General features: G+C 33.3%; 24 protein-coding genes and 1 pseudogene. 23 read left to right on the forward strand and 2 right to left on the reverse strand.

Going from position 1 to position 24718, the window contains the following annotated elements; genetic code table 11:
* The coding region (locus tag JCM19034_RS16585) for a G5 domain-containing protein (protein ID WP_197276431.1) at positions 1-2226 on the reverse strand (2226 nt) is incomplete at its 3' end.
* Between the two features lie 637 nt (positions 2227-2863).
* On the reverse strand, positions 2864-3961 hold the full coding sequence (locus JCM19034_RS16595; RefSeq protein ID WP_062051480.1) for an aspartate aminotransferase family protein: 1098 nt from the start codon (positions 3959-3961) through the stop codon (positions 2864-2866).
* 269 nt (positions 3962-4230) lie between these two features.
* On the opposite strand from JCM19034_RS16595, the gene JCM19034_RS16600 reads away from it, so the two are divergent.
* The 23 genes and pseudogenes from JCM19034_RS16600 (at position 4231) to JCM19034_RS16705 (ending at position 24613) form a co-directional block, all read left to right on the forward strand.
* Positions 4231-5385, forward strand: a complete 1155-nt coding sequence (locus tag JCM19034_RS16600) for a hypothetical protein (protein WP_156324030.1) — start codon at positions 4231-4233, stop codon at positions 5383-5385.
* 30 nt (positions 5386-5415) lie between these two features.
* On the forward strand, positions 5416-5625 hold the full coding sequence (locus tag JCM19034_RS16605) for a hypothetical protein (RefSeq protein ID WP_062051484.1): 210 nt from the start codon (positions 5416-5418) through the stop codon (positions 5623-5625).
* 32 nt (positions 5626-5657) lie between these two features.
* Positions 5658-6125, forward strand: a complete 468-nt coding sequence (locus tag JCM19034_RS16610; protein WP_062051485.1) for an SDR family oxidoreductase — start codon at positions 5658-5660, stop codon at positions 6123-6125.
* A 21-nt stretch (positions 6126-6146) separates the two neighbouring features.
* Positions 6147-6323 carry a thiopeptide-type bacteriocin gene (locus tag JCM19034_RS21945; RefSeq protein ID WP_156324031.1) on the forward strand — a complete coding sequence of 59 codons (177 nt, stop codon included), beginning with the start codon at positions 6147-6149 and terminating at the stop codon, positions 6321-6323.
* A 37-nt stretch (positions 6324-6360) separates the two neighbouring features.
* Positions 6361-8058, forward strand: a complete 1698-nt coding sequence (locus JCM19034_RS16615) for a hypothetical protein (protein ID WP_062051487.1) — start codon at positions 6361-6363, stop codon at positions 8056-8058.
* A gap of 536 nt (positions 8059-8594) precedes the next feature.
* Complete coding sequence (locus tag JCM19034_RS16620) at positions 8595-8810, forward strand: hypothetical protein (RefSeq protein WP_156324032.1); 216 nt, start codon at positions 8595-8597, stop codon at positions 8808-8810.
* Positions 8811-9036: 226 nt separating this feature from the next.
* Positions 9037-9543: a hypothetical protein gene (locus JCM19034_RS16625; RefSeq protein ID WP_062051491.1), complete on the forward strand. Its 507-nt coding sequence runs from the start codon at positions 9037-9039 to the stop codon at positions 9541-9543.
* A gap of 44 nt (positions 9544-9587) precedes the next feature.
* Positions 9588-9980: a hypothetical protein gene (locus JCM19034_RS16630; RefSeq protein WP_062051492.1), complete on the forward strand. Its 393-nt coding sequence runs from the start codon at positions 9588-9590 to the stop codon at positions 9978-9980.
* A gap of 128 nt (positions 9981-10108) precedes the next feature.
* Positions 10109-11779 carry a hypothetical protein gene (locus JCM19034_RS16635; RefSeq protein WP_062051493.1) on the forward strand — a complete coding sequence of 557 codons (1671 nt, stop codon included), beginning with the start codon at positions 10109-10111 and terminating at the stop codon, positions 11777-11779.
* A gap of 74 nt (positions 11780-11853) precedes the next feature.
* Complete coding sequence (locus JCM19034_RS16640; RefSeq protein ID WP_062051495.1) at positions 11854-12636, forward strand: hypothetical protein; 783 nt, start codon at positions 11854-11856, stop codon at positions 12634-12636.
* A 16-nt stretch (positions 12637-12652) separates the two neighbouring features.
* The gene (locus JCM19034_RS16645; protein ID WP_062051497.1) at positions 12653-14281 is read left to right on the forward strand and encodes a hypothetical protein; all 1629 of its coding nucleotides are present in this window, start codon (positions 12653-12655) and stop codon (positions 14279-14281) included.
* Positions 14274-14906: a hypothetical protein gene (locus JCM19034_RS16650; RefSeq protein ID WP_062051499.1), complete on the forward strand. Its 633-nt coding sequence runs from the start codon at positions 14274-14276 to the stop codon at positions 14904-14906. The genes JCM19034_RS16645 and JCM19034_RS16650 overlap by 8 nt, the downstream gene beginning before the upstream one ends.
* Before the next feature lie 223 nt (positions 14907-15129).
* Positions 15130-15996 (forward strand): annotated as a pseudogene (locus tag JCM19034_RS16655) (YcaO-like family protein); the annotation flags it as partial.
* The gene (locus JCM19034_RS16660) at positions 15974-17323 is read left to right on the forward strand and encodes a hypothetical protein (RefSeq protein ID WP_062051503.1); all 1350 of its coding nucleotides are present in this window, start codon (positions 15974-15976) and stop codon (positions 17321-17323) included. The pseudogene JCM19034_RS16655 and the gene JCM19034_RS16660, both read left to right, overlap by 23 nt.
* Positions 17324-17389: 66 nt before the next feature.
* Complete coding sequence (locus JCM19034_RS16665) at positions 17390-17989, forward strand: lantibiotic dehydratase C-terminal domain-containing protein (RefSeq protein ID WP_062051506.1); 600 nt, start codon at positions 17390-17392, stop codon at positions 17987-17989.
* Positions 17971-18192: a hypothetical protein gene (locus JCM19034_RS25270; protein ID WP_156324035.1), complete on the forward strand. Its 222-nt coding sequence runs from the start codon at positions 17971-17973 to the stop codon at positions 18190-18192. The genes JCM19034_RS16665 and JCM19034_RS25270 overlap by 19 nt, the downstream gene beginning before the upstream one ends.
* Positions 18193-18912, forward strand: coding sequence for a SagB/ThcOx family dehydrogenase (locus JCM19034_RS16670; RefSeq protein ID WP_062051508.1), 720 nt, complete (start codon positions 18193-18195; stop codon positions 18910-18912).
* A gap of 16 nt (positions 18913-18928) precedes the next feature.
* Positions 18929-19780, forward strand: coding sequence for a hypothetical protein (locus tag JCM19034_RS16675; protein WP_156324033.1), 852 nt, complete (start codon positions 18929-18931; stop codon positions 19778-19780).
* Between the two features lie 75 nt (positions 19781-19855).
* Positions 19856-20311, forward strand: a complete 456-nt coding sequence (locus tag JCM19034_RS16680) for an ATP-binding cassette domain-containing protein (RefSeq protein WP_062051512.1) — start codon at positions 19856-19858, stop codon at positions 20309-20311.
* Positions 20312-20406: 95 nt separating this feature from the next.
* Entirely contained in the window at positions 20407-20769 is a 363-nt protein-coding gene (locus JCM19034_RS16685) for a hypothetical protein (protein ID WP_062051514.1), read from the forward strand.
* Complete coding sequence (locus JCM19034_RS16690) at positions 20762-21415, forward strand: ABC transporter permease (RefSeq protein WP_062051516.1); 654 nt, start codon at positions 20762-20764, stop codon at positions 21413-21415. The genes JCM19034_RS16685 and JCM19034_RS16690 overlap by 8 nt, the downstream gene beginning before the upstream one ends.
* A gap of 374 nt (positions 21416-21789) precedes the next feature.
* Positions 21790-22548 carry a class I SAM-dependent methyltransferase gene (locus JCM19034_RS16695; RefSeq protein WP_062051518.1) on the forward strand — a complete coding sequence of 253 codons (759 nt, stop codon included), beginning with the start codon at positions 21790-21792 and terminating at the stop codon, positions 22546-22548.
* 1207 nt (positions 22549-23755) lie between these two features.
* Positions 23756-24613, forward strand: a complete 858-nt coding sequence (locus tag JCM19034_RS16705) for a Dam family site-specific DNA-(adenine-N6)-methyltransferase (protein WP_062051522.1) — start codon at positions 23756-23758, stop codon at positions 24611-24613.
* Positions 24614-24718 lie beyond the last annotated feature (105 nt).

The raw sequence follows: 24718 nt of genomic DNA on the forward strand, positions 1-24718 counted from the left end.
ACCGTCTCCGTCTTCATGGTCTGTGCCATTTTCACCTTTCAGAACCGTCTCCGTCTTCAGGTCTATGCCATTTTCACCTTCAGAACCGTCTCCGTCTTCAGGGTCTGTGCCATTTTCACCTTCAGAACCGCCTCCGTCTTCAGGGTCTGTGCCACTTTCGCCTTCAGAATCGTCTCCGTCCTCAGGGTTTGTACCACTTTCGCCTTCAGAATCTTCGTTTGATTCATCAACCTTTGTTCCGATCTTAATAATTTTGTCCACTGGCATATTTGTTATCACTTCGGATGTAACCACACGTTGGGTTTCCTCACCATTTACATAAGTTACCTCATACGTAATAACCTTTTTACCAGGAACTCCTTCTTGTTCTACAACTTCTTCACCTTTATTTAAGGTTGGGTCTTCTTTCTTGATCGTTTCATAAGGTATCTCTTCTATTTCTTCTTCTGTAATTACTTCCTCAAGACCTAAATTTAAATATTTTACTACATCTTTATCAAATAGATCTCTAATCACTATTGATACAGTATTATTATATTTTGATAATTGTATTGAAAAAGTTCCATTTTCCATAACATCTACTTCTTTACCATCAATATAAACGTCTAAAAATGGTAAGGTTTTTCCTTGAATAAGCAAATCATCATTTTGTTCTAAAATTTCATACACTACATCTAAAGGTACATCGTATGCTTCGCTAGAAACTTTAACAGATGAGATACTATTAGAACCACCTATATTTGCCGATCCTTGATACAAGGTTCCGCCATTACCGAAATTCATCTGTTGGGCATGTAATGTTCCATTTAACGACAATCCACCAAAACTTCTTAGTGCACCATACACGTATATATTTCCATTAACTGTTACATTGCCGTTAATAGATAAAATAGCTTCAGGTCCTATGAAAACATCTTTATCAATTATTTTATTGGACCAAGTTTCATTAGAAATGACAATTTGATATGGTAACTCTTCGTTATTATCATTCTCTGAATCTTTGCCTTCTTCAGTATCAGAGTCACTCTCACCTTCAGAATCATTACCTTCTTCAGGATCTGTCCCGTTTTCCTCTTCTGAGCTATCACCATTAGAATTATTAATGATAAAATTTAGATTAGTTTCAATTTCAGTTGGTTGATAGTTTTTACTATTTCCAGTATTATCACTAACAGCGATATACCATAACTTCCATTCCCCAGATTCATCATAGTCCTGGACAACATAGCTACCTTCCCAATAACCTGTATCCTCATTTTCTCTTAAGTGAATAGATTGAGTTCGTTCTTCAGAAGGTGACTTAAACGCAACAAGAGCAGAACGCACTTTTGAGAGATCATCACTTATGTTAGCAGTTATTTTAATCATATCTCCAACATTTACTTCTTTGGGGCTAATCTCTACACTTTCTAATACAGGTGGAGTACTATCCCCATTAGAATTATTGATAATAAAATTTATATTGGTTTCAATTTCAGTTGGTTGATAGTTTTTACTATTTCCAGCATTATCACTAACAGCGATATACCATAACTTCCATTCCCCAGATTCATCATAGTCCTGGACAACATAGCTACCTTCCCAATAACCTGTATCCTCATTTTCTCTTAAGTGAATAGATTGAGTTCGTTCTTCAGAAGGTGACTTAAACGCAACAAGAGCAGAACGCACTCCTGAGAGATCATCACTTATATTAGCAGTTATTTGAATCGTATCTCCAGCATTTAGTTCTTGGGCGCTAATCTCTACATTTTCTAATACAGGTGGAGTACTATCACCATTAGAATTATTAATAATAAAATTTAGATTAGTTTCAATTTCAGTTGGTTGATAGTTTTTACTATTTCCAGCATTATCACTAACAGCGATATACCATAACTTCCATTCCCCAGATTCATCATAGTCCTGGACAACATAGCTACCTTCCCAATAACCTGTATCCTCATTTTCTCTTAAGTGAATAGATTGAGTTCTTTCTTCAGAAGGTGACTTAAACGCAACAAGAGCAGAACGCACTCCTGAGAGATCATCACTTATGTTAGCTGATATTTTAATCGTATCGCCAACATTTACTTCTTTGGGGCTAATCTCTACACTTTCTAATATAGGTGGAGTTGAATCTCCAGCTGCTAAATTATTACTTGGCAATGCAAACATTTGCAAAATCAAAACAAAAGCAAAGAATAAAATTAACCATTTCTTTTTTGTGACATAAGTAATATCCAACAAAATGCCTCCCTCTTTTTAACTATTAAATTATCTTACTGTTAATATATTACTATGAAAATGGAAAAATTTAAACAAATTACTCGAATATAGAAATCATTATTATAGTTACATATTCCTTCCTAATTGATTTTGTTAAATTACACTACCTTTAAAATCGATTTACACATAAGTTTCTGTCATACATGATCGGTTAAAAACATAAGTGCTTATCTTCCTTGTCAATGCTAAAACCCTTACCTCCTATGACTTAATGGCTTGCACAATAATCGCACTTAGACTGTCAAGGTGAACCGTACGATATGTAGATGAGGGTAATAATAGAGGCTGGGACATAACTAGCCTTAAGTAATGAAAAAGGTAAATTTGAGCACACTCTAAGACTTTCCTATCAAATGAAAAGTATCCTTAAAAAGGAGTTTAATAGATTGTGCGATCAAATACTTTTTTAATAATGTGTAATATTTCCTTAGTCTCTTCCATGGTTATTATAAACGGGGGAAATAAATGGATTCCCGTTGTGCGAGGTTCGTTAAAAAATGGATAGACAATTAATCCTTTTTGAGTAAAAGTATGGACAAGATCCGTGATGTTTTCATAACTTAGGCATTCATAGGAGCTTTTATTTTTTACAAGTTCAATACCTATCATCAGCCTTTACCACGAACTTCGGAAAATTTTTATGCTTATGAAGCATGTCGTGAATCTCTGTGCACAGGTATTCTCCCATATTGGTAACATGATCTAGTAATTTTTCGTTGTTTATTTCCTGCAGTGAGACAATGCCTGCTGCACAAGCTAATGGGTTACCGTTCTGTGTGGAAAGATGCTCAATAACTGCATGATGTCTTTGAAAAGTAACGAAGATTTCGTTGCTAATTAAAGTAGCCCCTAGCGGCAAGTAGCCATTATTTATTCCTTTAGACAGGCAAATGATATCTGGTTCAATTTGAAAGTGTTCAAACCCGAACATCTTACCAGTTCTACCAAATCCTGTGGCCACTTCATCTACTACGAGGAGGATTTGATGTTTCTTGCAATAATCTCTCAGCATATATACATATTCGGGTGGAAGGGGGATTGACCCACCAGAGCCTAGAACTGTTTCGATGACGACGGCTGCAATATTCTCTCCTTCCCTATCAAAAATACTAGTTAATTCCTGCTCAATCCTACCTCTTTCTTCAATGAAAGACTTTCTATGGACTGGTGTAGGTAAAAAAAGCATGCCTGGTAAATTAGGACCATATTCCTCTATAACCTCACGATCTACACCACTCATGCTCATAGATCCGTAATAGCTTCCATGATAGGATAAGTCTAATGAGGCTATTTTGTTTTTATGTGGCTTTCCTTTATGTTGATTATAATTGCGGGCAATTTTTATTGCTAATTCTGTGGCTTCTGAACCAGAGCAGGTGTAGACAACATTTACTATATTGTCTGGAGCGGCGTCGATTAATAACTCTGCAAACTTTACAGTGGTAGGATTACTATGCTGGATAGGATTAACATAGGGAATTTGATCAAGCTGATGTATGATTGCCTCACTTATTTTAGGATTACCATACCCTAGTGAAACATTCCATAAACCACTTATTCCATCAATATATTTTTTACCATGTGCATCCTCTAGACGTATTCCTTCTCCCCGTACGATCTGAAGCAAATCTGATCCATTGGATATAGGGTTTAAGGGGTGAACATAAGGGTATAGCATATTTCTCGTACGCAATTCCAACACCTCCTAATTAGTGTAGTTAATAAAGAGTACAGATATAGCTAATATTGTATTTTAAGGAAGAGAAAGAGAAAGTTCAAGTCTAATAATAAATGGGATGGTTGATAAAAACTACCTAACAAAAAAAACTAGTAATTAGGTGTTTACATAGATGTGAATATATGGTAGGTTGTTATTGGAAATAACACTACATTTAATAAAGGTGGTGTTTGTAATTGTTAGCAGTGGGATATGTACATGAGTATAGGCATGGAATGTTCCATATGACAAAGCATTTGATAGGATCAAACCTATCGGAACTAAAGTCACTCGAACTTTTTGACTTTAATTTAAACACAGTGAATGATTTTTATTCTTTTCTAAAGTTTTATCACATTACTGAATATATTGTGATATGTGATGGTGAAAGAATCTATCGATTTGTGAGGTTCTTAAACAGTAATTACAACATCCGATTTCATTTATTAAACTCGCAATTAGACATACAAATTGGCAATAAGCAATTGTATCCTAACTTCATCAGAAATATGTCTTCTATTAAAATGAATCATCAAAAGCATTTTAGTCAGGAAACATCCTCCATAAAAAATGAGCTACAGCTCATGTTAACTGGTCATTATCCTTTAAACATCCAAGAAAATCGTATCAAACACTTATATGTTGAGAGTGCAGAACTGTTCGAACATATCGATAACAGTGTTATGAAAAATTGTATTATCAATGCAGTTGTTTTTTATGATAAGTCGATGATTGATACCGGTTCAGAATTATTTCCAATCTTGATAAACTTCCAAAGAATGAAAGAAACAGTAAAATCCATGAATCTAATTTACAGAAATGAACAAGAGGTCTTAACTTTCATCCATGCTTTTAAAACAACTGGTGAGGTATTCAATCCACAATACACAAAAGGGATGTTAGATTATACATCCATCATGAACATAGATAGAAATAATCGATTATTCTATTATAACGATGGGATATATAGGGACTACCATAAAAAACATCTGATTACGAATAAATTTAAGGCTGATTTCTATGAATTGGTTAACTATTTAAGCTTTAAAAACACGAAAATCATGACACCTTTGTTGAGAGTATATCCAATGGTACTCAATATTTCAGCCATACTGAAAGAAAAGCGTATGTATATGATTACGCCTTATAACGCTTATTTTATTAAAGATTGTTTGACCAAACATAAGAACTTTAACCTCATCGGTTTAGTGATAGGTGAAGCATGTTATGTATATGATATTTATAAAAATAAGAACTACAAAGTCAATAACGCATTTCTGCTTTTACTAGAATTTTATTTAAAGGAAAAAATGGATTCGTTGGATTTGCAAAGATACATACCTAATAAGCTAGAGTCTTTTAAGGGTACCTTTTATGAATTTATTAAAAAGATATCATAGGAGCTTAATAGAACCGATGAGGTGTGCATATTGAGAAACATTGTAATTATAGGCTCAGAAGGAACTATCGGACGAGCTGTTACTAGTATGTTTAAAGATGACTTTCAAATACTTATTGATAAATCTTTCAAAGAAGAATTTTCTGAAGACAATAAATCACTTAAATTTTCTTATGATATTACATCAGAAGCTGGGGTAAATAAAATCTATCAAATGTTGAATGAAAAAAGAGGAGTATAGATGGTGTCATTTATTTAGCTGGGGTTAATTATATGAGGAGTTTTTTTACAGCTACAACAGATTCTTTGAAGGAAACATTTGAGATAAATGTATTTGGAATAGTTCTTTTTCTAAAACGAATGTATAGCTTGTTTTCGGAGAAAGTATCAATCGTATGTGTGGCTTCTCAAAATGGGATTGTAGGTCATGAAGATCGAATTGATTATGGTCCATCAAAGGCAGCTATTATTCAACTAGTAAAAAATCTTACCATTGATTTTGCAAATTACTCTAATAAAGATATGAAGGTAAATTGTGTTTCACCTACCTATGTAGTAACAGAAGAGAATAAAGCATACTTTGATAGCTTTCCTGGTGCGGAGATGGTAAATAGAATTCCATATAAGAAGCTAGTAACACCAAAAGAAGTCTCAAATGTTATCGAATTTTTAATGTCTGAAAAAAGCGATGCAATAAGAGGACAAAACATTGTTATAGATTATGGATATACCATTATTTAATTTTATAAGGAGGTGAAAAAAATGTCTAAAGCTGTTAATGAAAACATTGACCAACTATTTGCAGATATCGAAGAGTTAGAATTTATTGACATCAATGAAGCAACTGCTCTTCCAGAAACAGCTGCTACAAGTGGTTCAGCATTTGGTAGCAACTGCTCTACATGTGGGTCTAGCTCAACTTGCTCTGCTACAACATGATATCACTTCTAAGATGTAGTGTATTTTAGAAGGGGTTGTGTTATTAATTTGGGTTAGCGCAACCCTTCTAAAATCTCTATTTAATCAATTAAAAATTGACAAGAGACTAAAGGTTGTGGGTCTTATGATCAGACAAAACTCGCTTGCAATACTTGCTTATTTTAAAAAAGATAGAAATGGTTTAATAACAGCAGATCACCATTTTGATTTAGCTTATTTACGTAATTACTTAGTTGATAAAAAGATACATACAGAACAATATTTGGAACAAAACCTTAAGTTATTTGAAGATCTATTGGATGATCTCACTACTTTAGATAATAACATATATATATTTTATATAGATGAAAAAAATGATCACATTACTCAGATGGTTTCACAAAGGTTAAAACGGATTAACTCTAAATATATAATCATTTGGGTTGGGGTCATTCCTATAAATGATGATACAAGAAATTCGATAAGAGATAAACATGACATCTTCATATTTACTGAAAGTATTGCTGCTAATACCTTTAATAAAATAGTGGAGATCATAAACATAGATAGGGATTCTGTATACAGTAATATACCTACTCACTATATATACTCTCCATATAAGAATGGATCTATACAAGCGAGATTAGTTAATTATTACGGTGTTAGATTAAATACATCTTGCTTTGATAAAACTTTAGGACTTGATGTAGCACAAAATAACGTAAAGCAGCTTAGGGAAGATTTTCGAATGTTTCAATCTTACGGTGTTGAAGGTACGATTCCCTTTTTAGATCAAGACATGCTAGAGCAGGTAGAATTATTCGATACTCTCATGGATTTGATAGATCCAGAAAGTTATTCATTTTCATTTGCAGGGAAAGTAAGCTTAAGAAATCTGTCAAATCAAATACTTCATAAACTCATACATAATCAATTTAATCATCTTGAGATTCTCGTACATGATCTAAGTGATGAAGAAGCAATCGCTAGTATAGAAAAGATTCATAATACACTAGCTTCTAATAAACTGAGTATTATATTTAATATTAATTTTTCACTAGAAAATGGAAATGTAGAGCATATAATGTTAAAGCAATACTTAAATGAAAGAGAGAAAATAGGACTATCTACTATCAAGGTAAACCTTAGTCCCCCAATTGAAGGTAGGCTAATATCAAACCAAATTGAAATAAAATACGAGTATTCCTCTTATATGAATAATTATTTACATCTTTATCAAACTGATTCGAGGCCAGAGAGTGCCCTTGTAAATGGTCATACCTCCTATTTGACTGGCTTTTATCCCTACCACTTTAAAGGAGGCAGTAGTAAGCACATCGCTGTAGAAGAACAATTCTTAGACCCAGTGATCTACCGAGATTTAGGGAAATTTCTGGGGATAAATAGTGCAATCATTTATCACTCTAATCAAAGCAGAACGGTTCATAAGGAAAATATTCTTTACAGCAAAGATGATGGGTATATTCGGGAAAGAGATGATATCTATGAACGAAATAAAGTGGGAGCAATGCAAGAAGGGACGTTTCTACCGCACTATCATCAAGTATATAAAACCGAAGAAGATTATATAGATAAACTACAAATAGATGATCATCATCATACTGCACATATTAACATCTTAAAAGCACCATACAAAAAAGCAAAGGCTGTAAATTTATTAGAGGACAATAACTTTTTATTTATAGAAAAGAAAGAGGACCTACTCTGTTTTTACAAGACGTGGATCACTTTTTAAGGACTGGGTCATTTCGTCATCCATATGAAATTTCCAGTTTCCTCATGGATGGTTGCCGCTGGGGTGGTCCTGAACACTGTACCATAACAAAACTGCATCGATTTAGTCTGGATAACAAACAACAGATTATCCTTGTGGAGGCTGTAGTAAAGCGATCGGCAGTTCCTCAGACTCCTATATCAATGTAGTTGGAAAGGCCTTTCAACTTACTGATGAAGAAAAAGAGATTCGTGGGTGCAATACCTGTCCAGTGAATAATAGCTGTTCTAAATGTGCAATGTTACCTGATTTTATGGATAGAGAGCAGTATTGTGAATTGAGAAGAAGACAACCGAATATCGATGAGTATGTGAATGCAACTAACATCATTAGATCTTTAGTACAAGCTGTTCCAATTTTTAAGAAGGCGACCATTGATGACCTTAAGGTCTCTACATCATTAAAATCACACCTAATTTCAGGTGATAGTAATCCTAGCATGAACTCCCTAGAAGGCCACCTTTACTTAATTATATTACAGGACACCCCCTTTATTGTTGAGCAGAAGCTTCAAAATTGTAAAAATTAATGTAGCTGCTGCACTCGTGTTTGAGGGTTTATTAAAGGGCATATCTGGCGAGTCGATAAAGGAAGAATTGATGGAGAAATTTCAACTTCATAATGAGCGTGCTGATAGTTTATATAAGAAGACAATTGAAAAGCTCCTAGAATTAAACTATCTAAATTATAAGAAGGTTCCAAGCCTACTATAGTTTAAGTGCCTTTAGGATGGAATACCCACGGCAATCAACATTTCTGTAGCGTAAAACAACAATAGAAAATAACAGACTTCCATGCAAAATTTTGCCTGCATCGTACTTATACCTGTGGTGAAAGGAAATGGACGCTAGTGAAAGCCAACTCAGAATGGGAATTTTAAAGAGTAGACTTCGTGCGAAGATTTGTATGATATAGAGAACTAGAAGGGAGTGCATTTACATGCCGATAAGTATTTACAATTATGAGAAAAGTAAAATGCCGTTAATATTAGAAATAACTAAAAACACGAGTCTTAGGAATTTAAAGGATGGGTATTATCTTGACAATGATTGGCAACATGGACCAAATACATTAATCGTTTTCCTAAAAAATTCTGAAGAAAGGTTTTTTGTAGATGAAATAAAGGGATTTGTAAAAGAATATATAGAAGCAAATCCACTAGATAAAGGATATCTAGAAGAAAAACAGGCTCTATATAAAGAAAAGCAAAAGACATTAGTTGAAGTAGAATACCGTGAAAATGTGGATGTGAATTTATTATATGAGCACGGTGAAGTGATAAGTAGACCTAGAAAGAGTGGAATTTATAATTCCAGACAGCACCGGAAAGCCTTTGATACGTATAGATGTAAATTAAATGAGATTTACTTGAAAATGATGGATACATATCAAAATCTATCCTCGATAGAAAGGGCTCATTTTTTCTATATCAATTTCGTTTTATAGCAACATTATATGAAGAAGGTCCCCAAAGAGGTCATCTAACATTTTTGTCACATGCACAAGGGTTTCTATCCAATATAGAAGCAAGAGGTTTAAATAGTAGCATTAAAGATCGCTTCGAGAAGAAAAGGCTAGAGCTATTTGGAAATAATGAAATTATCTTAAATGATGCTTTAAAAGATTTGATCCAGGAATGGGAAAAACTGTGGACAGCGATAGTAAAGGAAATGAACGATTGCTTTACATTAGAAAATTATGATGATCCGGAAGAAGGAGTGGGATTAAAGACGCAGCTTGAATTACTGAAAAGAGAACTTTCTCCATTAAAAAATGAATTCCATAGTGAATTATTGCGTCATGGTGATACAGGTGAACTAGAGCAATTTCTCCACTCTAAAAAATGCTTGTATTTAGGGACATCGTTAACTTATTTTATTTAAGCCTTCCGCTATTTGAAAAAAGTATGGCAGAGAAACAATTCTTTGCCTATTCAGTGGTCAAATACTACGAAGAATATTATAACGGTGAAGTCCTCTATAAAATCCAATAGGGGATTGGAGGTGCAAGTATGAAGGTAAATCCGTTTGTACTAAAAAGGGAAAATACGCTAGCAAAAAATGCTATAAAACATGAATTCGATACGAGTGTGCTTCAAGAGTGCCATGACATCGAACAATTATTAAATAGCTCTCGAAACAGGATGATTGTCAGCTTGAATGACCTACTTAAACAAAGCAATGATTCTGTTTTGCTAAACTCCATAAGATATTTGAGAAAAAATAAATATAATAAGTTTGTGATGGATTCAAGGAAACTAGAAGAACGTGTTCAAGGAACATTGCGAGAGGAAATAAGCAGATTTAAAGAATTATATTATCATTATCTCCATTTGCTAGAAAGTGCAGAAGCCATGTATGAAAAGAACATGGCAGAAGTGAGGCAGCGTTTTAAAGACATCTTAGGGAAAAATCCGTTTATATCAACTGGATTACATATGATAAATCCACAAATTTATTCGAAGCTAACATCGTATTTAAACACTCCACTAGAACATCATAAAAGTAAACATCGTAAGTTAGAAAGTACCTTATATAATTTCATCACACGATCAGCTTTAAAGACAAGCCCCTTTAGTAACATTACAAATGTTGGAAGGGTAGAGTTATCTCATAAACATTTAGAATCTACAAGCTATCGTAAATCGATTTCTTTAAATTATACCTTTGTGTATAGATTAACGTTCTTCTATTTATATCATTCTGATTTTTTTATTGAAAGAACGAACTATACGGTCCCTCCTTTTTCAATTACAACAGAAAATGGCCAAAATTATATTGAGTTCCTTTCAAAAAAGGAGTCAACAAGGACGAAAGTATTTCTGTCAGAAGAGCGTTTAGGTAAACTGAAAATTCCAAAGTCACTCGTAGATCTTTTTAACGAGAAACATATGGAAAATTATATCTCCTTTGAAGAATTTCATTCTACTTTAGGGAAAGATATACCAAAGACAAAGGTACATATAATCATTCGTCATTACTTAAAAGTTGGATTGTTAATACCTGCAATTGGATTTAATGAAAGGAATTATGATGCCTTTTTTGAGGATATTAAGGGGAAGTTAGTTAAACTATTGGAGGAAGAAAGCTACGCTGAATTAATAGCGTACCTTAATGAGATATACGAATTGTCCAAGCGAGTCTCCGCAGCAGAGGATATACATGAAAAACATGAGCATTTTAAAGAACTAAGTACAGTGCTAAAAGACATAGAATTGAAAACAAAGATTAAATTTCCTCCTAATCAGGTTTTCTATGAGGATGGATATTATTTAGATGTGGAGTACATAGACAAAGAGAGTGTAAATAAATTTTTAACACCTTTAAAACAAATACAAACATTCTCACTCATCTTTGATACGAGTGTGCGAATGTGCTATGAGTTTGCAGCTCGACTGAATAAATTAGGGAAGCAAAATTATTTAGAAATGGACAGTGATTTTTTCTCTGTGTTGTTTGGGTTATCCAAGGATATGACTAAATATTGGGAAAATCCAGCGTATATCGCATCTGAGCAGTTTAACTCAGAAGAATTAAGGGAACTGGACCAACTCAAGCACAATTTTATTGAAGATTTAAATTCAATTTGTGAAAAATGTACATCTGATTTTGTGAATATAAAAGAGTTGATTGATGCTTATATTGAAAAATACCTTCGGAGGTTAGAAAGACGAAAGGTATAAGCACCGGTGTCTTCGCACAAATAAACGGAGAAAACTTAATTATAAATTCATTATATGAAGGGCAAGAAAGGTACTTGGCTCGATTTATGAATTATTTTAAGGATTACTTAAATGAAAGCGAAGATTACCAGAACTTTATCAGGGAATTTTACGATGAAAATAATTACTATGAATTAACAGATACATACGGATTTAATGGTAACGTCAAAGAACATAGGCTTCGTCGAGAGTGCTATACACTAGGAGTGGGAACTCGTAGATTTTCAATGGAGGACAATGAATCCCTTTTTAAAGTGGAAGACTTTCAAGTGAAAGTAAATAATAATCAATTCAAGTTTATTGATAGTAATGGTTTAGAGGCAAAAATATGCTTTAGAGGATCTTTAACACCAACATATATGCCAGGCTATATTGCTATGCTCTTACAGTTGTTTACACCTGGAGCCATGTATTACAAAATAGGTGAAATGGTAAAGTCAGAATACATTCCTAGGATAACGTACGACAATATCATATTAACCAGAAAGAGAATTCGCTTAACTTATATCAAAGAGCATTTATTACGAAAAGAGAAAGAAAGTGATTTTGAGTATTACAGACGATTGAATATGGTCTTCTTAGGCTTAAAACTTAACAAAGAATTCTTTGTCGTTATCGATCGAAGTTCACAATTAGAAGAGGAGCTTTTTAAATTCAAACCTCTTTATATTAATATAGAAAATCCATTATCTGTTAAGGTTTTTGAAAAGGAAGTTGCTGAAAGATTTTATCCTTCAAAATATGAACATTTCTTCATGGAAGAATACTTGAGTAATACAGGTTCCTACGCGAAAGAACTAAGCTATGAAATTTACTAGAAGGGTGAAGTATAAAATGGATGATATGTTGATCTTAAATCGGCAAAATACGATGGTTTACTTTGATGAAGATAAAAGTATTATTAAAACCTATCACAAAGAAGTTTCTATTGCGACGTCACAAGAACAATATGAGCTACTGATAGATATATTAAGTACCTGCAAAAGCGAGGTACTAATCAGTGACTTGTTAAAGGTCTATGAAGATAGAACGATTGTCATGAAATTAATAAAGGTTTTATATAAAACTGGATCCGTTTTTATTTATCCTACTTCTTATTATTTATCATGCTATTTTAAAAAAAGTTGGTTTAGAGTACTATCGCAATATTTACCAGCAAATAAAGATATACTCCATAGTTGCCGTTTAGTAGATGAAGCTGTAGTCCATATTACCCCAGAAGCTGAGCAAAAACTTCCTTTATTAAGAGGATTATTAAAGGACAACGATCTAAAAACTTATAAAGAATGGGACGGAGAACTTACGAATAATGATTGGGTAATCAGCACAAATGAGGAATTCGAGCATCAAAATCATATAGTGCTAGCATTATCAGAGGAAAGGTTAGCTGGAGTTCAGAAATATGAAAGAATAGAAAGGGATATACCTTCTAGCGATAATAAAAACACCATTTCTCGCGAATCCCTTCTATATAAAGTAGCGCCATACTATACAATGCTGTACTTGATAAAATCAATTGTCGGTATATCCAAGGTGGCTTTTTCCGTCAATAAAGCAGGAAAGTTTTATGAATATGATCTAATGGAAGATAATTATATGGAAACGGTTGATGACTTTTCTTTTCCAACTCCAGTAATCGCAAAAGGGAGTTTAGATTATGTTGGTCATTTTGAATCTTTTATTAGTGCTGCCTCGAATATACCGCTTACTGTATCTGGATGGAAAAATGACAGCTATACGGACCTTTTCCAGATAGGTTATGCTACGTACTCGTTAACAAATCAAGTAACTAAAGAAACATTTGTGTATGCCGGTTTAGACTACATTGATACAGCAATGGAATCAATAAAAAAAGGGCTAGCCTATTACTTGAACAAAGAAAGTACCCATATGGATTGGCTTGTTTCCACGAGAGAATCTTATTACCTAGATAAAGTGTTATTACTATTAGAATATATAGACGAACCTTTTTTAATATATAAGTTGAAGAATGAGGTATTTCTTACTGGAAAATTCAATGAATATTTAAATGTAGCAAGCTTTAAACCTGAATTCTGTGTCAAGAAATACCTTAACTCTAATTCGTATACTGTTTATTTATATGATCGCGAAAATGACCAATTGTATACAGATGGTAAGAGAACAATTCGACTAGCTGATAAGGGGGCTGAGTTGGCAATTAACTATTTGTTAGTGACCCTTAATCCAGAAAAAACAATGACAACTATATTAAAACCTGTGAATGCTGAAGAAAAAAAGGAGATCTTTCAGATGATCAGTGGAGACATGGCTAATTTTGAAGAGATCATTGAAAAAGATTTTATTGAAAATGGCCTGACTTTATTTAAACATGCTAGATTGTCTCCTAACGAGAGTGCATGGAAGTATGAAGAAAAATTGAATGAATCGAATTTGATTGTTCGAGAGTTAGAGGTGAGGACTTATCAAGAAACTATTGTCTAAAGATACTGTCGTAGCTACTCACGATATCAATCAATATATTGTTGTTGCATATGAAAAGCATCCGTTAGGTTGTATTGAATGTGTAAGAAAAAGGATAGAAGATAAAGGTCTCATCCATCAAATGTATCGCTTTGAAGCTGATTTAATTGACCGTGACATGATTGAAGAACTGAAGCTTGAGGTAGAACAAGGGGATGGACATTACTACTATGCATATAATCTTTTAACAAAAGAGATTACTAAATTAATTATGGTCAAGTATCCTCAATGTAAGGTTTGTGGTGAAACAGAAACAATAGAATGGCTTGAGGAAAATGCAATTATACCTAAGAATGATCGGATGAATAGTGGATATAGAGAACGCTCATTTGAAGAGACAATAAAGGTCTTTCAAAAGGAGATGGATAGTTTTTTACATCCCATATTTGGTTTGTTTGAAACGCATAGCAGAAACGTTTCGGATTGTATGCCACTAATTAGTTTATATGTGACTTTAGGGAAAAGAAAATTCGATGCACATGGAAGAAAAGAAACCTATAAAGGATCATTCTTTACAGCTATCTTAGAAGGACTAGAAAGATTCCATGGGATTGCCCCTACTTCATTTAGTTCTTTTTTATGCTAGTGAACGAGATCTTATGGAACATATGGAGGAATATGTATCGCTGAGGCAGTTTAATCATCTTCCAGAAACGTTGTTTAATGATGAGAATCTTCTAATTGATAATTATACCTTAGACACAAAGATTTTTGGCGAAACATCTATTCATTCAAACAGATAGGTACGTGTTAGTTCCAGAGGAAATTATATATTTTTCAACTCATGATTCTACGAAGAGCCTAATAATAAAAGATATGTCTTAGACAGTTCAAATGGTATCGCACTAGGTTCTAGTTTAATAGAAGCATCCATTGGTGGATTATTCGAAGTGATTGAACGGGACTCATTTTTAGTTCATTGGTACTCAAAATCTAGTCCTCTTAAGGTAGAAGGGATCACAACACTTGGAAATAAAAACATTAATTTAATCATTGCCTATTTACGGTCCTTAGGATATCACGTCCATATATTTGATATCACTCTTGAAAGTGAAGTCCCTTCTTTCTGGGTATTAGTGGAATTGGATGAGGCGATGGAAGGGGAGGATAAGATTGCCTTTTATACGTCAGCTGGGACAGATATTGATCCAGAGAAGGCAATCGAGTCTGCCCTAGTGGAGGTATCAACCTCGATCCGATCGTTTGTTGGTTATCAAAAACTACTATATAAAGATAAAGGCATTATACCTGAAGATTTCATCAAAGATTATAAGAAAATAAACATGCTAGAGGATCATTTATATTTGTATTCCTCTCCAAAGATGAGATTTGCCTTTAATTTTGCGATACATACTGACCGAGTGGTAGGTGCTAAGGAGATGAGAGAAAATCGATCCACCTACTTAAATAAGTATTCAACACAAGGAGAGCTCTTTCACACGATTATAAATAAACTCTCTAGTTATCATGATATATATCAAGCTAATTTGTCTAGCGTTACCTTGAAAAATCTAGGTTTCAATTGTGTAAAAATGGTTATTCCAACCATGCAAAATATTGCTTTTGGTTATAAGTACCAGAATATTAATGTTGAAAGAATAAGACAAGCCGTTCAGTTAAATGATCTCAATGGCAACACGGAGGTGATGAACGTTGAGCCACATCCTTTTCCGTAATTCTATAACCCACCTAGAGATGGATTATTATCGCAGTTATTCGGCTGATCGCTATAAGAATACTGAAAATAATTCTTTAGTTATTTTAATGCCATTTAGTCATGACTACATTTGTAAAGACGATACAGGGGAGGCGGATATTAGAAACCACTCCCAATTAGTTGGTGACATCATAGAACACACAATAAAAATAAAGAGATACGATGTTTTAAGTTATTATCACGATCATAATAACTCCCCTTCTGTGAGAAGCTTACACAGTGCGAAACTATTATTTCTAATTAAGGGGAGGTTTTACTATTATCATTTATACGATAATCAGCTACTGCTTGTTTCGGAAACAGTAATAGATGAGGGAGTTTTTGATAAGGACAAACTATACATTTTTGGTGTAAGTGATGTATTAAATCTAGCAAGGTTTTATAGTGAATTTTCGCTTTATGCGTCGTTATTGGATGCCGGGCACCTCTTATATAATGTGAAAAATGTTTTAGTGAATAAAAATATAGATTTCCTTCAACATCATGAGATTAATAGTAACTATGTATATGATCATATCAACATTGACCCACGCTATAGCTATATTTCCTTTTGTTTAGAAATACCCTCACAGTACGAAGAGGATCAATCTAGTGCAATGAAGAGCTATGTAACTGGATATGATAAGCGGCTATCCATTACACATAATGAGCTATCCACGACGACATACTTAAAAGAACTGTTATCTCATTATAATGGTACTAATAAAATGGACAGCCATCATTATAAGAAAACAGATAATATGCCGTTTTTTCAATTATCTTCAAAGTTACTGAGGAATTCTGCACATACAACGATAGGGAATCACAATACAGGAGAAAGATTTGATTCATTCAAACCAGAAGAGGTCCTTCATTACTTAAAGAAATCCAAGGATTTATTTACTAGTAATGGCATAGAATATTGCTTTCTATTAAAAAATGATAGAGGAGACTATATATATTGGTCAGATTTCACGACATCTCATGTGGAAATTGATTACCGAAGAGTGATGCATAACGACCATAAGTTTTTCGACATGAACTCCTATACCATAGTTTTTATCTGTTTCTCGAATAGAGAGAGGTTAGGAAAGAATGGTCTTAAAAATCAACTTATTACTTCTTCTGAGATGATGCAGCTAGTTGCTCTATATTCTTCTTCAGTTGGTTATGCATTTAGGCCAATGAAAAATCATAATGACTACTATTTAAAGGAACTTTTAAAATTAGACGAGCAATTTGATATCAACTTTATCGGGGTTGTCTGTAACACACCCATTCAACAGCTGAGTTATTTTATTAGATAATCCATAAATGAAAAGCACCGCCAGAAAGGTATTTATATATGAGGATAAAGAATAAGGAGAATATAAATGTGGTATTCACTACATGGTTTTATCCATGACTTTAAAGCAATAGATGATTACATGAAAACAGATTTCCAAGATGTTATTCGAGAGGATATGGAGAGCTACTTTTTTATTCGTTATTGGTTAGGTGGTCCACATGTACGATTAAGATTTAAATGTAAGGAACAAGACTATCAGATCATAAAAGATCGTTTTGAAGCATCCATTACCCGTTTTATCACCCATCATCCTATAAACCTAATCAACTATGACCACTTCTATCAAGCGGAAATGTTAGAAAATGAAAATATTACCGAAACGTACTGGTGTGAGCATGGATCCGTAGCTGAGTTTCAGTATGAACCTGAATATAATCGTTATGGCGGTATAGAAGGGATGTGTAAATCTGAAGATGTTTTCTATGAAAGCAGTGTGATGGCTAACCAGTTAAATCAATTACCATTTGGCAAAAGAATCATTGCAGGTTTGGATCTTATCTATTTATCCTTTCAGCATATTGATGAAAAGGAAGATATCTATCAAAAGTATGCGGATTTCTGGAAAGTCTATCATCAGGATGGCTACACGTTAGAGCGTTATGAGCTATATTTAAGCAACGGTTAAATGACTTAAAGCAACGTAATCTAGAACAGCATGCTGTATACAAGAAATATTTCCAAAGTATAAAAGCAAATGATATTCATAAGAGTACTTCAATACTTATTTCACACGTTCACATGACAAATAACAGACTTGGGATTATTCCTTCCATTGAACATAGCCTAGCATCATTTATTGCTAATTATGTAGGAGCAGAGGTGAAATAGTTGAAAAGCAATAGTCTACTATGGGATTTGACTGGAGATAGAAGTACACTCAGAAAGCTATATCATAATAATGCCATGATGTCAGAGCATTATCATTCCATTCGAATTAAACCAGTAAGGAACGAACGCGAGTGGGAATTACTTGATGCAATTCCTTTGGAACAACCAAAGGCAAAGACCCCATTAGAAAAGCTGCTCGTGTCACGGCGTACAATTAGAGAGGTCAGTGGGAACAAGGTGGACGACAATTTTATTTCTAATCTTCTAAAATTCTGTGTAGGAATTTCGGGAAGTACAGAGGATGGATACCAATTGTTTAGTTATCCATCCCCTGGTGCAACTTATGCGACAACCGTATTTATTTCAATCAAACAAGAACAACACAAATATGTGTATCGTTACAATCCCTATAAACATGCGTTAGAGAAGTATGTGGAGGATCCAGACCACAGTATTGGAAAAGTCATTGATGATGGAAAATTAGCGGATTTCCCCATTAAACTTTTCTTAGTGAGTGATTATCAATTAATAGAAGAAAAATATGGTGAAATTGCTTATCGATTACTGTGCTTGGAAATGGGACACATGGCTCAAAACATATCCCTTTTCAGCTTTGATAATGAGTATAATTCTGTATGTGTTGGTGGATATAACGAACTTCGATTTAAAGAAATAATCGGCAAACAATATGATTTACATTATGCCATAGTTGTGGGGTGAGATGTTGTACTTAATCTTGAAAGCAGAATATACCGTTTTTCTGAATGAAGAAGATTTTATAATATCGCATCTTTTTGAGGATATCCACCGTTCAATAAAAATTAGTACAAGCATGGATAAAGAGTTATTTGTACATACATTCTTAAATGGATTTCAACTTCCTGTAAATAAGGATGAGCTGTCCATTGAAGAAAAGCTCATTGTTACGATCAGTAAACAATTAAAGGATATTACCTTGATAACAGAAAATGTAGAGGATTTCCGAAGAGAAATGAATATTCGTGGTGTTTTGTTGGCTGCTAATAAGAGTGGTGTAGAGCATTCAATACTAAGAGAGTATGTTAAGACATTCTATGAGCAATCCATTTATATAGTAGGAGAAGATAAAGAGCTTAAATCATACTTCCAAAAAGAAGGATTAACTCAAATTCAGTCAATTGCAAGAGATGAAGTGGCAAGCTCATACGATCCCAGAAGTATTTTTCTCATTAGTGAAAAAGAGCTGTCATATATTCATGATGTTAAGAGTAATAAATATTTAGTGTACTCTCTAGAAAATTTAAGGGTTGGTCCACTACTTATACCAGGTACAACCATATGTCTTACCTGCTACGGGAAAAAAGAGAATGTAAGAGAAAGGGATTTTGAAGCTGGCTATCCTATATTTTATAGAAACTTTATTTTAAATTTTCTAGTGAATTCCGTGTATTTCAGTCTAAATGATATACATAAATATTTGGGAATGGATGTGGGAATCCCCATTAGGAAATGTTACCAGCTGGCTATTCCAGAATTATCTGTTTCAGTAACCAACATCTATAAAACTACTTATTGTACTTGTTTTGAAGAAAGTTTAAAAACAAAGTAAGTGGGATGTTGGTGTTATGAAAGATGCTGGATTAATACTCACAGAATAAAATGAGAGTTTGGAGGGAGCTTCTAAATGATTAACATACAAAATGTATCAAAAAAGTACGGAGATGTATCTGTTTTAAAGAATATTCAATTTAATGTTGATAAGGGGAAAATACTTGCCATACTAGGGCATAATGGTGCAGGTAAGACAACCCTTATTAAGTGTATGATGAAATTAACCAAATACTCCGGAAAAATCGACTATGATTTTGCGGAGAAAGAATTATATAAAAATGTAAGTTTGCAAATGCAATCCTCTGTTTTCGAGGAAGGTGCAAGAGTGTATGAGATATGTAACCTATATAAACAACTGCAAAATAGTGATGTGGATATAGATGATTTATTAAATGAATTTGACTTGTTACCTTTCAAGAAGGCAAACATCAACAGCCTTTCTGGTGGTGAAAGGCAGAAATTATCTGTATTATTAACGCTCATAAACAAACCTAAAGTAATCATTTTGATGAGATTACAACAGGCTTAGATACTGTAGCAAGGAGAAAGGTATGGAGCTTAATTAAAAACGTAAATCATAAGTATGGCACAACGATTATTCTAACAAGTCACTTTTTAGATGAAGTGGAGTATTTAGCTGACCAAGTTGTCATTCTGGAAAAGGGGGAAGTATCTTTAACTGGCAATGTCAAGGAAATAATAGAACAAACATTTGGCAATAAAAAATCTATTAGCTTTGTAGTACCAAACTTAGTTCCTAACCTACAGGAGAATACAATAGAACAGGAGTTAGGTTTTGATAACATTACAAAACAAGATGACCGATATGTAATTGAATATCAAGCAGAAGAGGAAGCAGAAATATTAGAAAAAATTAAAAGGCAAAATGGAACGAATATTTATATTAGTGATTACTCGTTTGAAGATGCATTTTTGAAAAACTTAGGGTATGTCATTAATGAAAAGGGTGAAATTACACATGAATAAAACTTTTATATTTTCTAAATATCAATCAAAGTTACTTCTGAGAAATTATAAGACAATGGCGATTGGGTTTCTAATGCCTGTATTGATGTTTATTATTTTTAGTAATGTATTTGTAGACATTGGTGTTGATAATACGGAATTTACAATAGTAGACTACCTACTCCCTGCATTTATTCCGATCATTATTATCAATGCAGTCATCGTTATTTATGGACAATATTTAGCAAGTTATGAGGAACAAGGAAATCTTTTAAAATATAGACTTCTAGGCTTAAATAATGTGACGATTTCATTTGGAATATTTATTGCAACTCTGATTTTCCAAGTAGCAGCGATACTAATCTTAATCATTACGGCTATCATTGCAACGGATGTTCCTATCCCATATGATAATGTTCTATCTGTTATTCTAGTACTTACTGTCATTAATTTATTTCAGTTTGCAATTGCATATCTAGTTACAGCAGTAACGAGTAAAAGTGCAACCTATCAATCAATCGCTTTAATTTTATTTAACTATCAAATGTTTTTGGGAGGATTAACATTTCCACCAGAAATGTTTCCAGACTTCTTGCGCACTTTAGTAGAGTATGTGAACCCCATTTATTACGTTGATGGCAATGAGAGGGGTATGGACAGAAAATGAAGGTGTCCTATCATATATTCAGGAGTTAAGCATTCTAGTTATATTGACTGCAGTATTCATTATTATTGCAGGATTTATTAAGCGGAGAAGGGCGTTAGCTTAGTATTGTTTTCCTGTTTCCGTATCTATTGTTTGCAACTACTCTCACCTTGAGGAAAACCTTCCAACTATACTTAGTAAGAATTCTTTATATTGGTAAAAATTAGAGAGTGGTGTGACCTTTGGAAACAGGATTTGTGTTTACGATATTTTATTGGATTCATATATCTTGTTCCAAAGGCATCTAATCCTGTCAAATGGACGGATGATACTCGCTTTTCCTTTGAGGAAGGGATATCTCTCATGGCACGAAAAAATACACTGGGGGAATTATTATGAATTACGGCAAAAATTTTGCATATATTTATAGTACACATTTGATTCACTTCGCTGTTCAAGTTGCCCCAAGAATTTACAAATACCTTTCAAACAAAAATAAAAAGAAGGAAATCCTAGATTTATGTTGCGGAACTGGCCAATTAGCCTATTACTTTCTAACAAAAGACTATAAAGTTACTGGTATTGATCTCTCAGAAGACATGCTTTATTATGCCAAAAAGCTCAACCAACCTTTTATTAAAGGGGAACAAGCAGCATTTTATTGTGATGATGCTAGAAGTTTTTCTTTGAATAACAAGTATCCTCATATCGTCTCTACTTATGATGCATTAAATCATTTAGACGGTGACGAAAGCTTAATTGATTGCTTTCGAAGGGTATTTGAGCATTTAGAAACAGGAGGAACATTCATTTTTGACCTCAACACGGAGAAAGGCCTTTCCAAATCCGGTACTTTTATTAGGGAAGAAGAGATGTTATTCAGTATAGCCCAAAATATGTTTGAACCAGCCAGAAATAAGGCTTTTACAAGATATTATGGATTCTATAAAGATGATAACGGTGAAGCTTCCGAAAGTTATTTTAAATATGATGAGGTTATCTATAATACGATCTATAAGATGGAGAATGTGAAGCAATACCTTTATGATACAGGCTTTTCGAATGTGAAGTTTGCTCATATGAACAACTTAGAACATATCATTGATGAGCCAGAGAGGGAAGATCGGGTATTTGTTATAGCGACGAGAGAGTGAATGCAATGTGGAAGGAATGGAGAGTGACTGAACTACTGAAAAGGGAATCTTCATTCGTGGATCTTCATTTCATTACAGAGGAGGAATATATTTTAGTAGATAATGTTCACTCGTCGTGCGGAAGCAAGGAAAGGAGCACCCGTAGAAGAGAAGGGGACGGCTTAGCACATTGCTCTGTGTTTAAATTAAATGGGAATATTACCTTTTTCAAAGGTGCTTTAGAGTTTATTGTTAGTTCAATCTGAATAGTCTTCAACAAAAAATGGATAAAGTGGTGTTTATTATGAACAGATATATTAGAAATGCAATTGTAGCATCGTTCGTTGTAGGAATAATAACCTGTGTCCTTAGTTTTTTGTATCGCGGCTATATCCATTGGATTGATATAGTAAACTCGGTTATAGGTACCTTCATTATATGGGCATTTTTGTTTCCTTTAGTATATAGAATGACAGGTTATCGTAATAATGATTGATATTCTATAAACGTTATTAGCAAAATACATATTAAAGATACTTTGCTTAAACAAGTATATAGAGGCCCAAGGTGATAGAGTTTTAATTGATTAGAGATGAATGAAGGAAATTAACTCAAATAATATTGAAACTATCATCATTCAATTACCAAAAGAGATATTTAAGGAACGTGATCCCTACAGAAATGTTTGTGGGATATTTTTGTGCTTTTTGAATACACCGTGATTAAACAAATAGAAATATGCTAGTATTGATACATGCAATTGTGATGTGTTGGTTGTTCAATTTAAATAGATTTGGTCGGAATAAAAAGGAAATTAAAGATGAATGGCAGGCACTTATTGATGAGAGGATTGATATTGTTGTACTTAATATGCCAATTTTATCTACAAGGTAGCATAAAGAGCTGGATGGTGTAGACAATAAGTTTCCGATCTTGTACTTACTCTTTTATCATGGATGATAGATGAGGAAAGGGAACGTAACAGTACCGCTCAGAGAGAAGAGATTGAAATTGCCAAAAAACAAGGTAAGTTCCGGGGCCGGGGCGGAAAAAGAAGTATTATAAAGGCGAGAAATGGACTGTGTACCTAAAACATCATTTGACTATGAAGGAATAAGAATATATTTAATTAATAGGAAAAGAATGATAGAATATATTTTTCACTAAATTAGATTAAGATTACTACTATATCTAGGCAATGAAAGCATTGGAAGGAAGATTGTTGTAAATGAAACCAATACTAAAATATCGTGGAGGAAAGTCAAAAGAAATACAGTTTTTCAACCACTATATTCCTCAGGATTTCAAGACTTACTATGAACCTTTTTTTGGGGGAGGTTCTGTATATTTTTATTTAGAACCACAAAGAGCGAAGATAAATGATGTAAACAGTAGATTGATAAATTTTTACCGTTCGGTAAGTGAGGATTACGATACACTCCGAAATGAGTTAAGTGAAATTCAACAAATATATGAAGCAAACCGGAAAATTTATGAAGAAAGAAAACTTGAAACCCCCGAACTAAGGGTTGAAGACGATAATGAACCATTTTATTATGAATTAAGGGATATGTATAATCATTTAATACCACAGCGATATAGTGATGCAGCTTTATATTACTTTATAAATAAAACTTCTTATTCTGGAATGATACGTTACAATAACAAAGGTGAATTTAATGTTCCTTATGGAAGATATAAAAATTTTAATACGCAATTATTAACAAGAGGTCATAGTGAATTATTGCAAAGAGCAGAAATAAATAATAAAGATTATTCAAACCTATTTAATGAAATGACAGAGAATGATTTTATGTTTCTAGACCCTCCATATGATACAACTTTTAGTGATTATGGAAATATTGAATTTACCGGAGATTTCGATGAAGAACACCATAGAAGATTAGCTTTGGATTTTAGGAACTTAACGGGTAACGCATTATTAATTATTGGTTCAACGCCTTTAATAGAGGAATTATATCGGCCATTTATTCGCGAAAGATACCAGAAATCTTATGCTGTTAATATTAGGAATCGTTTTAGATCAGAATCTGAACATTTAATTATTACTAATTATACAATTTGATTTTTTTTGTATGCCATGGGATGTATTTTTGTTCCATGCTTTTTTTATATTTAACCATTTATGATACTCTAGTAATATCTAATTCTTATTCATGGAGGATATTAA

The sequence above is a fragment of the Bacillus sp. JCM 19034 genome (assembly GCF_001310635.1).
Lineage (GTDB): Bacteria > Bacillota > Bacilli > Bacillales > Bacillaceae_D > Halalkalibacter.

Bases quoted from the DNA above. Each gene is read 5' to 3' on its own strand.
- JCM19034_RS16600 (WP_156324030.1), top strand. From the start codon at position 4,231: ATGACAAAGCATTTGATAGGATCAAACCTATCGGAACTAAAGTCACTC.
- JCM19034_RS16610 (WP_062051485.1), top strand. From the start codon at position 5,658: ATGAGGAGTTTTTTTACAGCTACAACAGATTCTTTGAAGGAAACATTT.
- JCM19034_RS21945 (WP_156324031.1), top strand. From the start codon at position 6,147: ATGTCTAAAGCTGTTAATGAAAACATTGACCAACTATTTGCAGATATC.
- JCM19034_RS16625 (WP_062051491.1), top strand. From the start codon at position 9,037: ATGCCGATAAGTATTTACAATTATGAGAAAAGTAAAATGCCGTTAATA.
- JCM19034_RS16635 (WP_062051493.1), top strand. From the start codon at position 10,109: ATGAAGGTAAATCCGTTTGTACTAAAAAGGGAAAATACGCTAGCAAAA.
- JCM19034_RS16645 (WP_062051497.1), top strand. From the start codon at position 12,653: ATGGATGATATGTTGATCTTAAATCGGCAAAATACGATGGTTTACTTT.
- JCM19034_RS16665 (WP_062051506.1), top strand. From the start codon at position 17,390: ATGTGGTATTCACTACATGGTTTTATCCATGACTTTAAAGCAATAGAT.
- JCM19034_RS16680 (WP_062051512.1), top strand. From the start codon at position 19,856: ATGATTAACATACAAAATGTATCAAAAAAGTACGGAGATGTATCTGTT.
- JCM19034_RS16690 (WP_062051516.1), top strand. From the start codon at position 20,762: ATGAATAAAACTTTTATATTTTCTAAATATCAATCAAAGTTACTTCTG.
- JCM19034_RS16695 (WP_062051518.1), top strand. From the start codon at position 21,790: ATGAATTACGGCAAAAATTTTGCATATATTTATAGTACACATTTGATT.
- JCM19034_RS16705 (WP_062051522.1), top strand. From the start codon at position 23,756: ATGAAACCAATACTAAAATATCGTGGAGGAAAGTCAAAAGAAATACAG.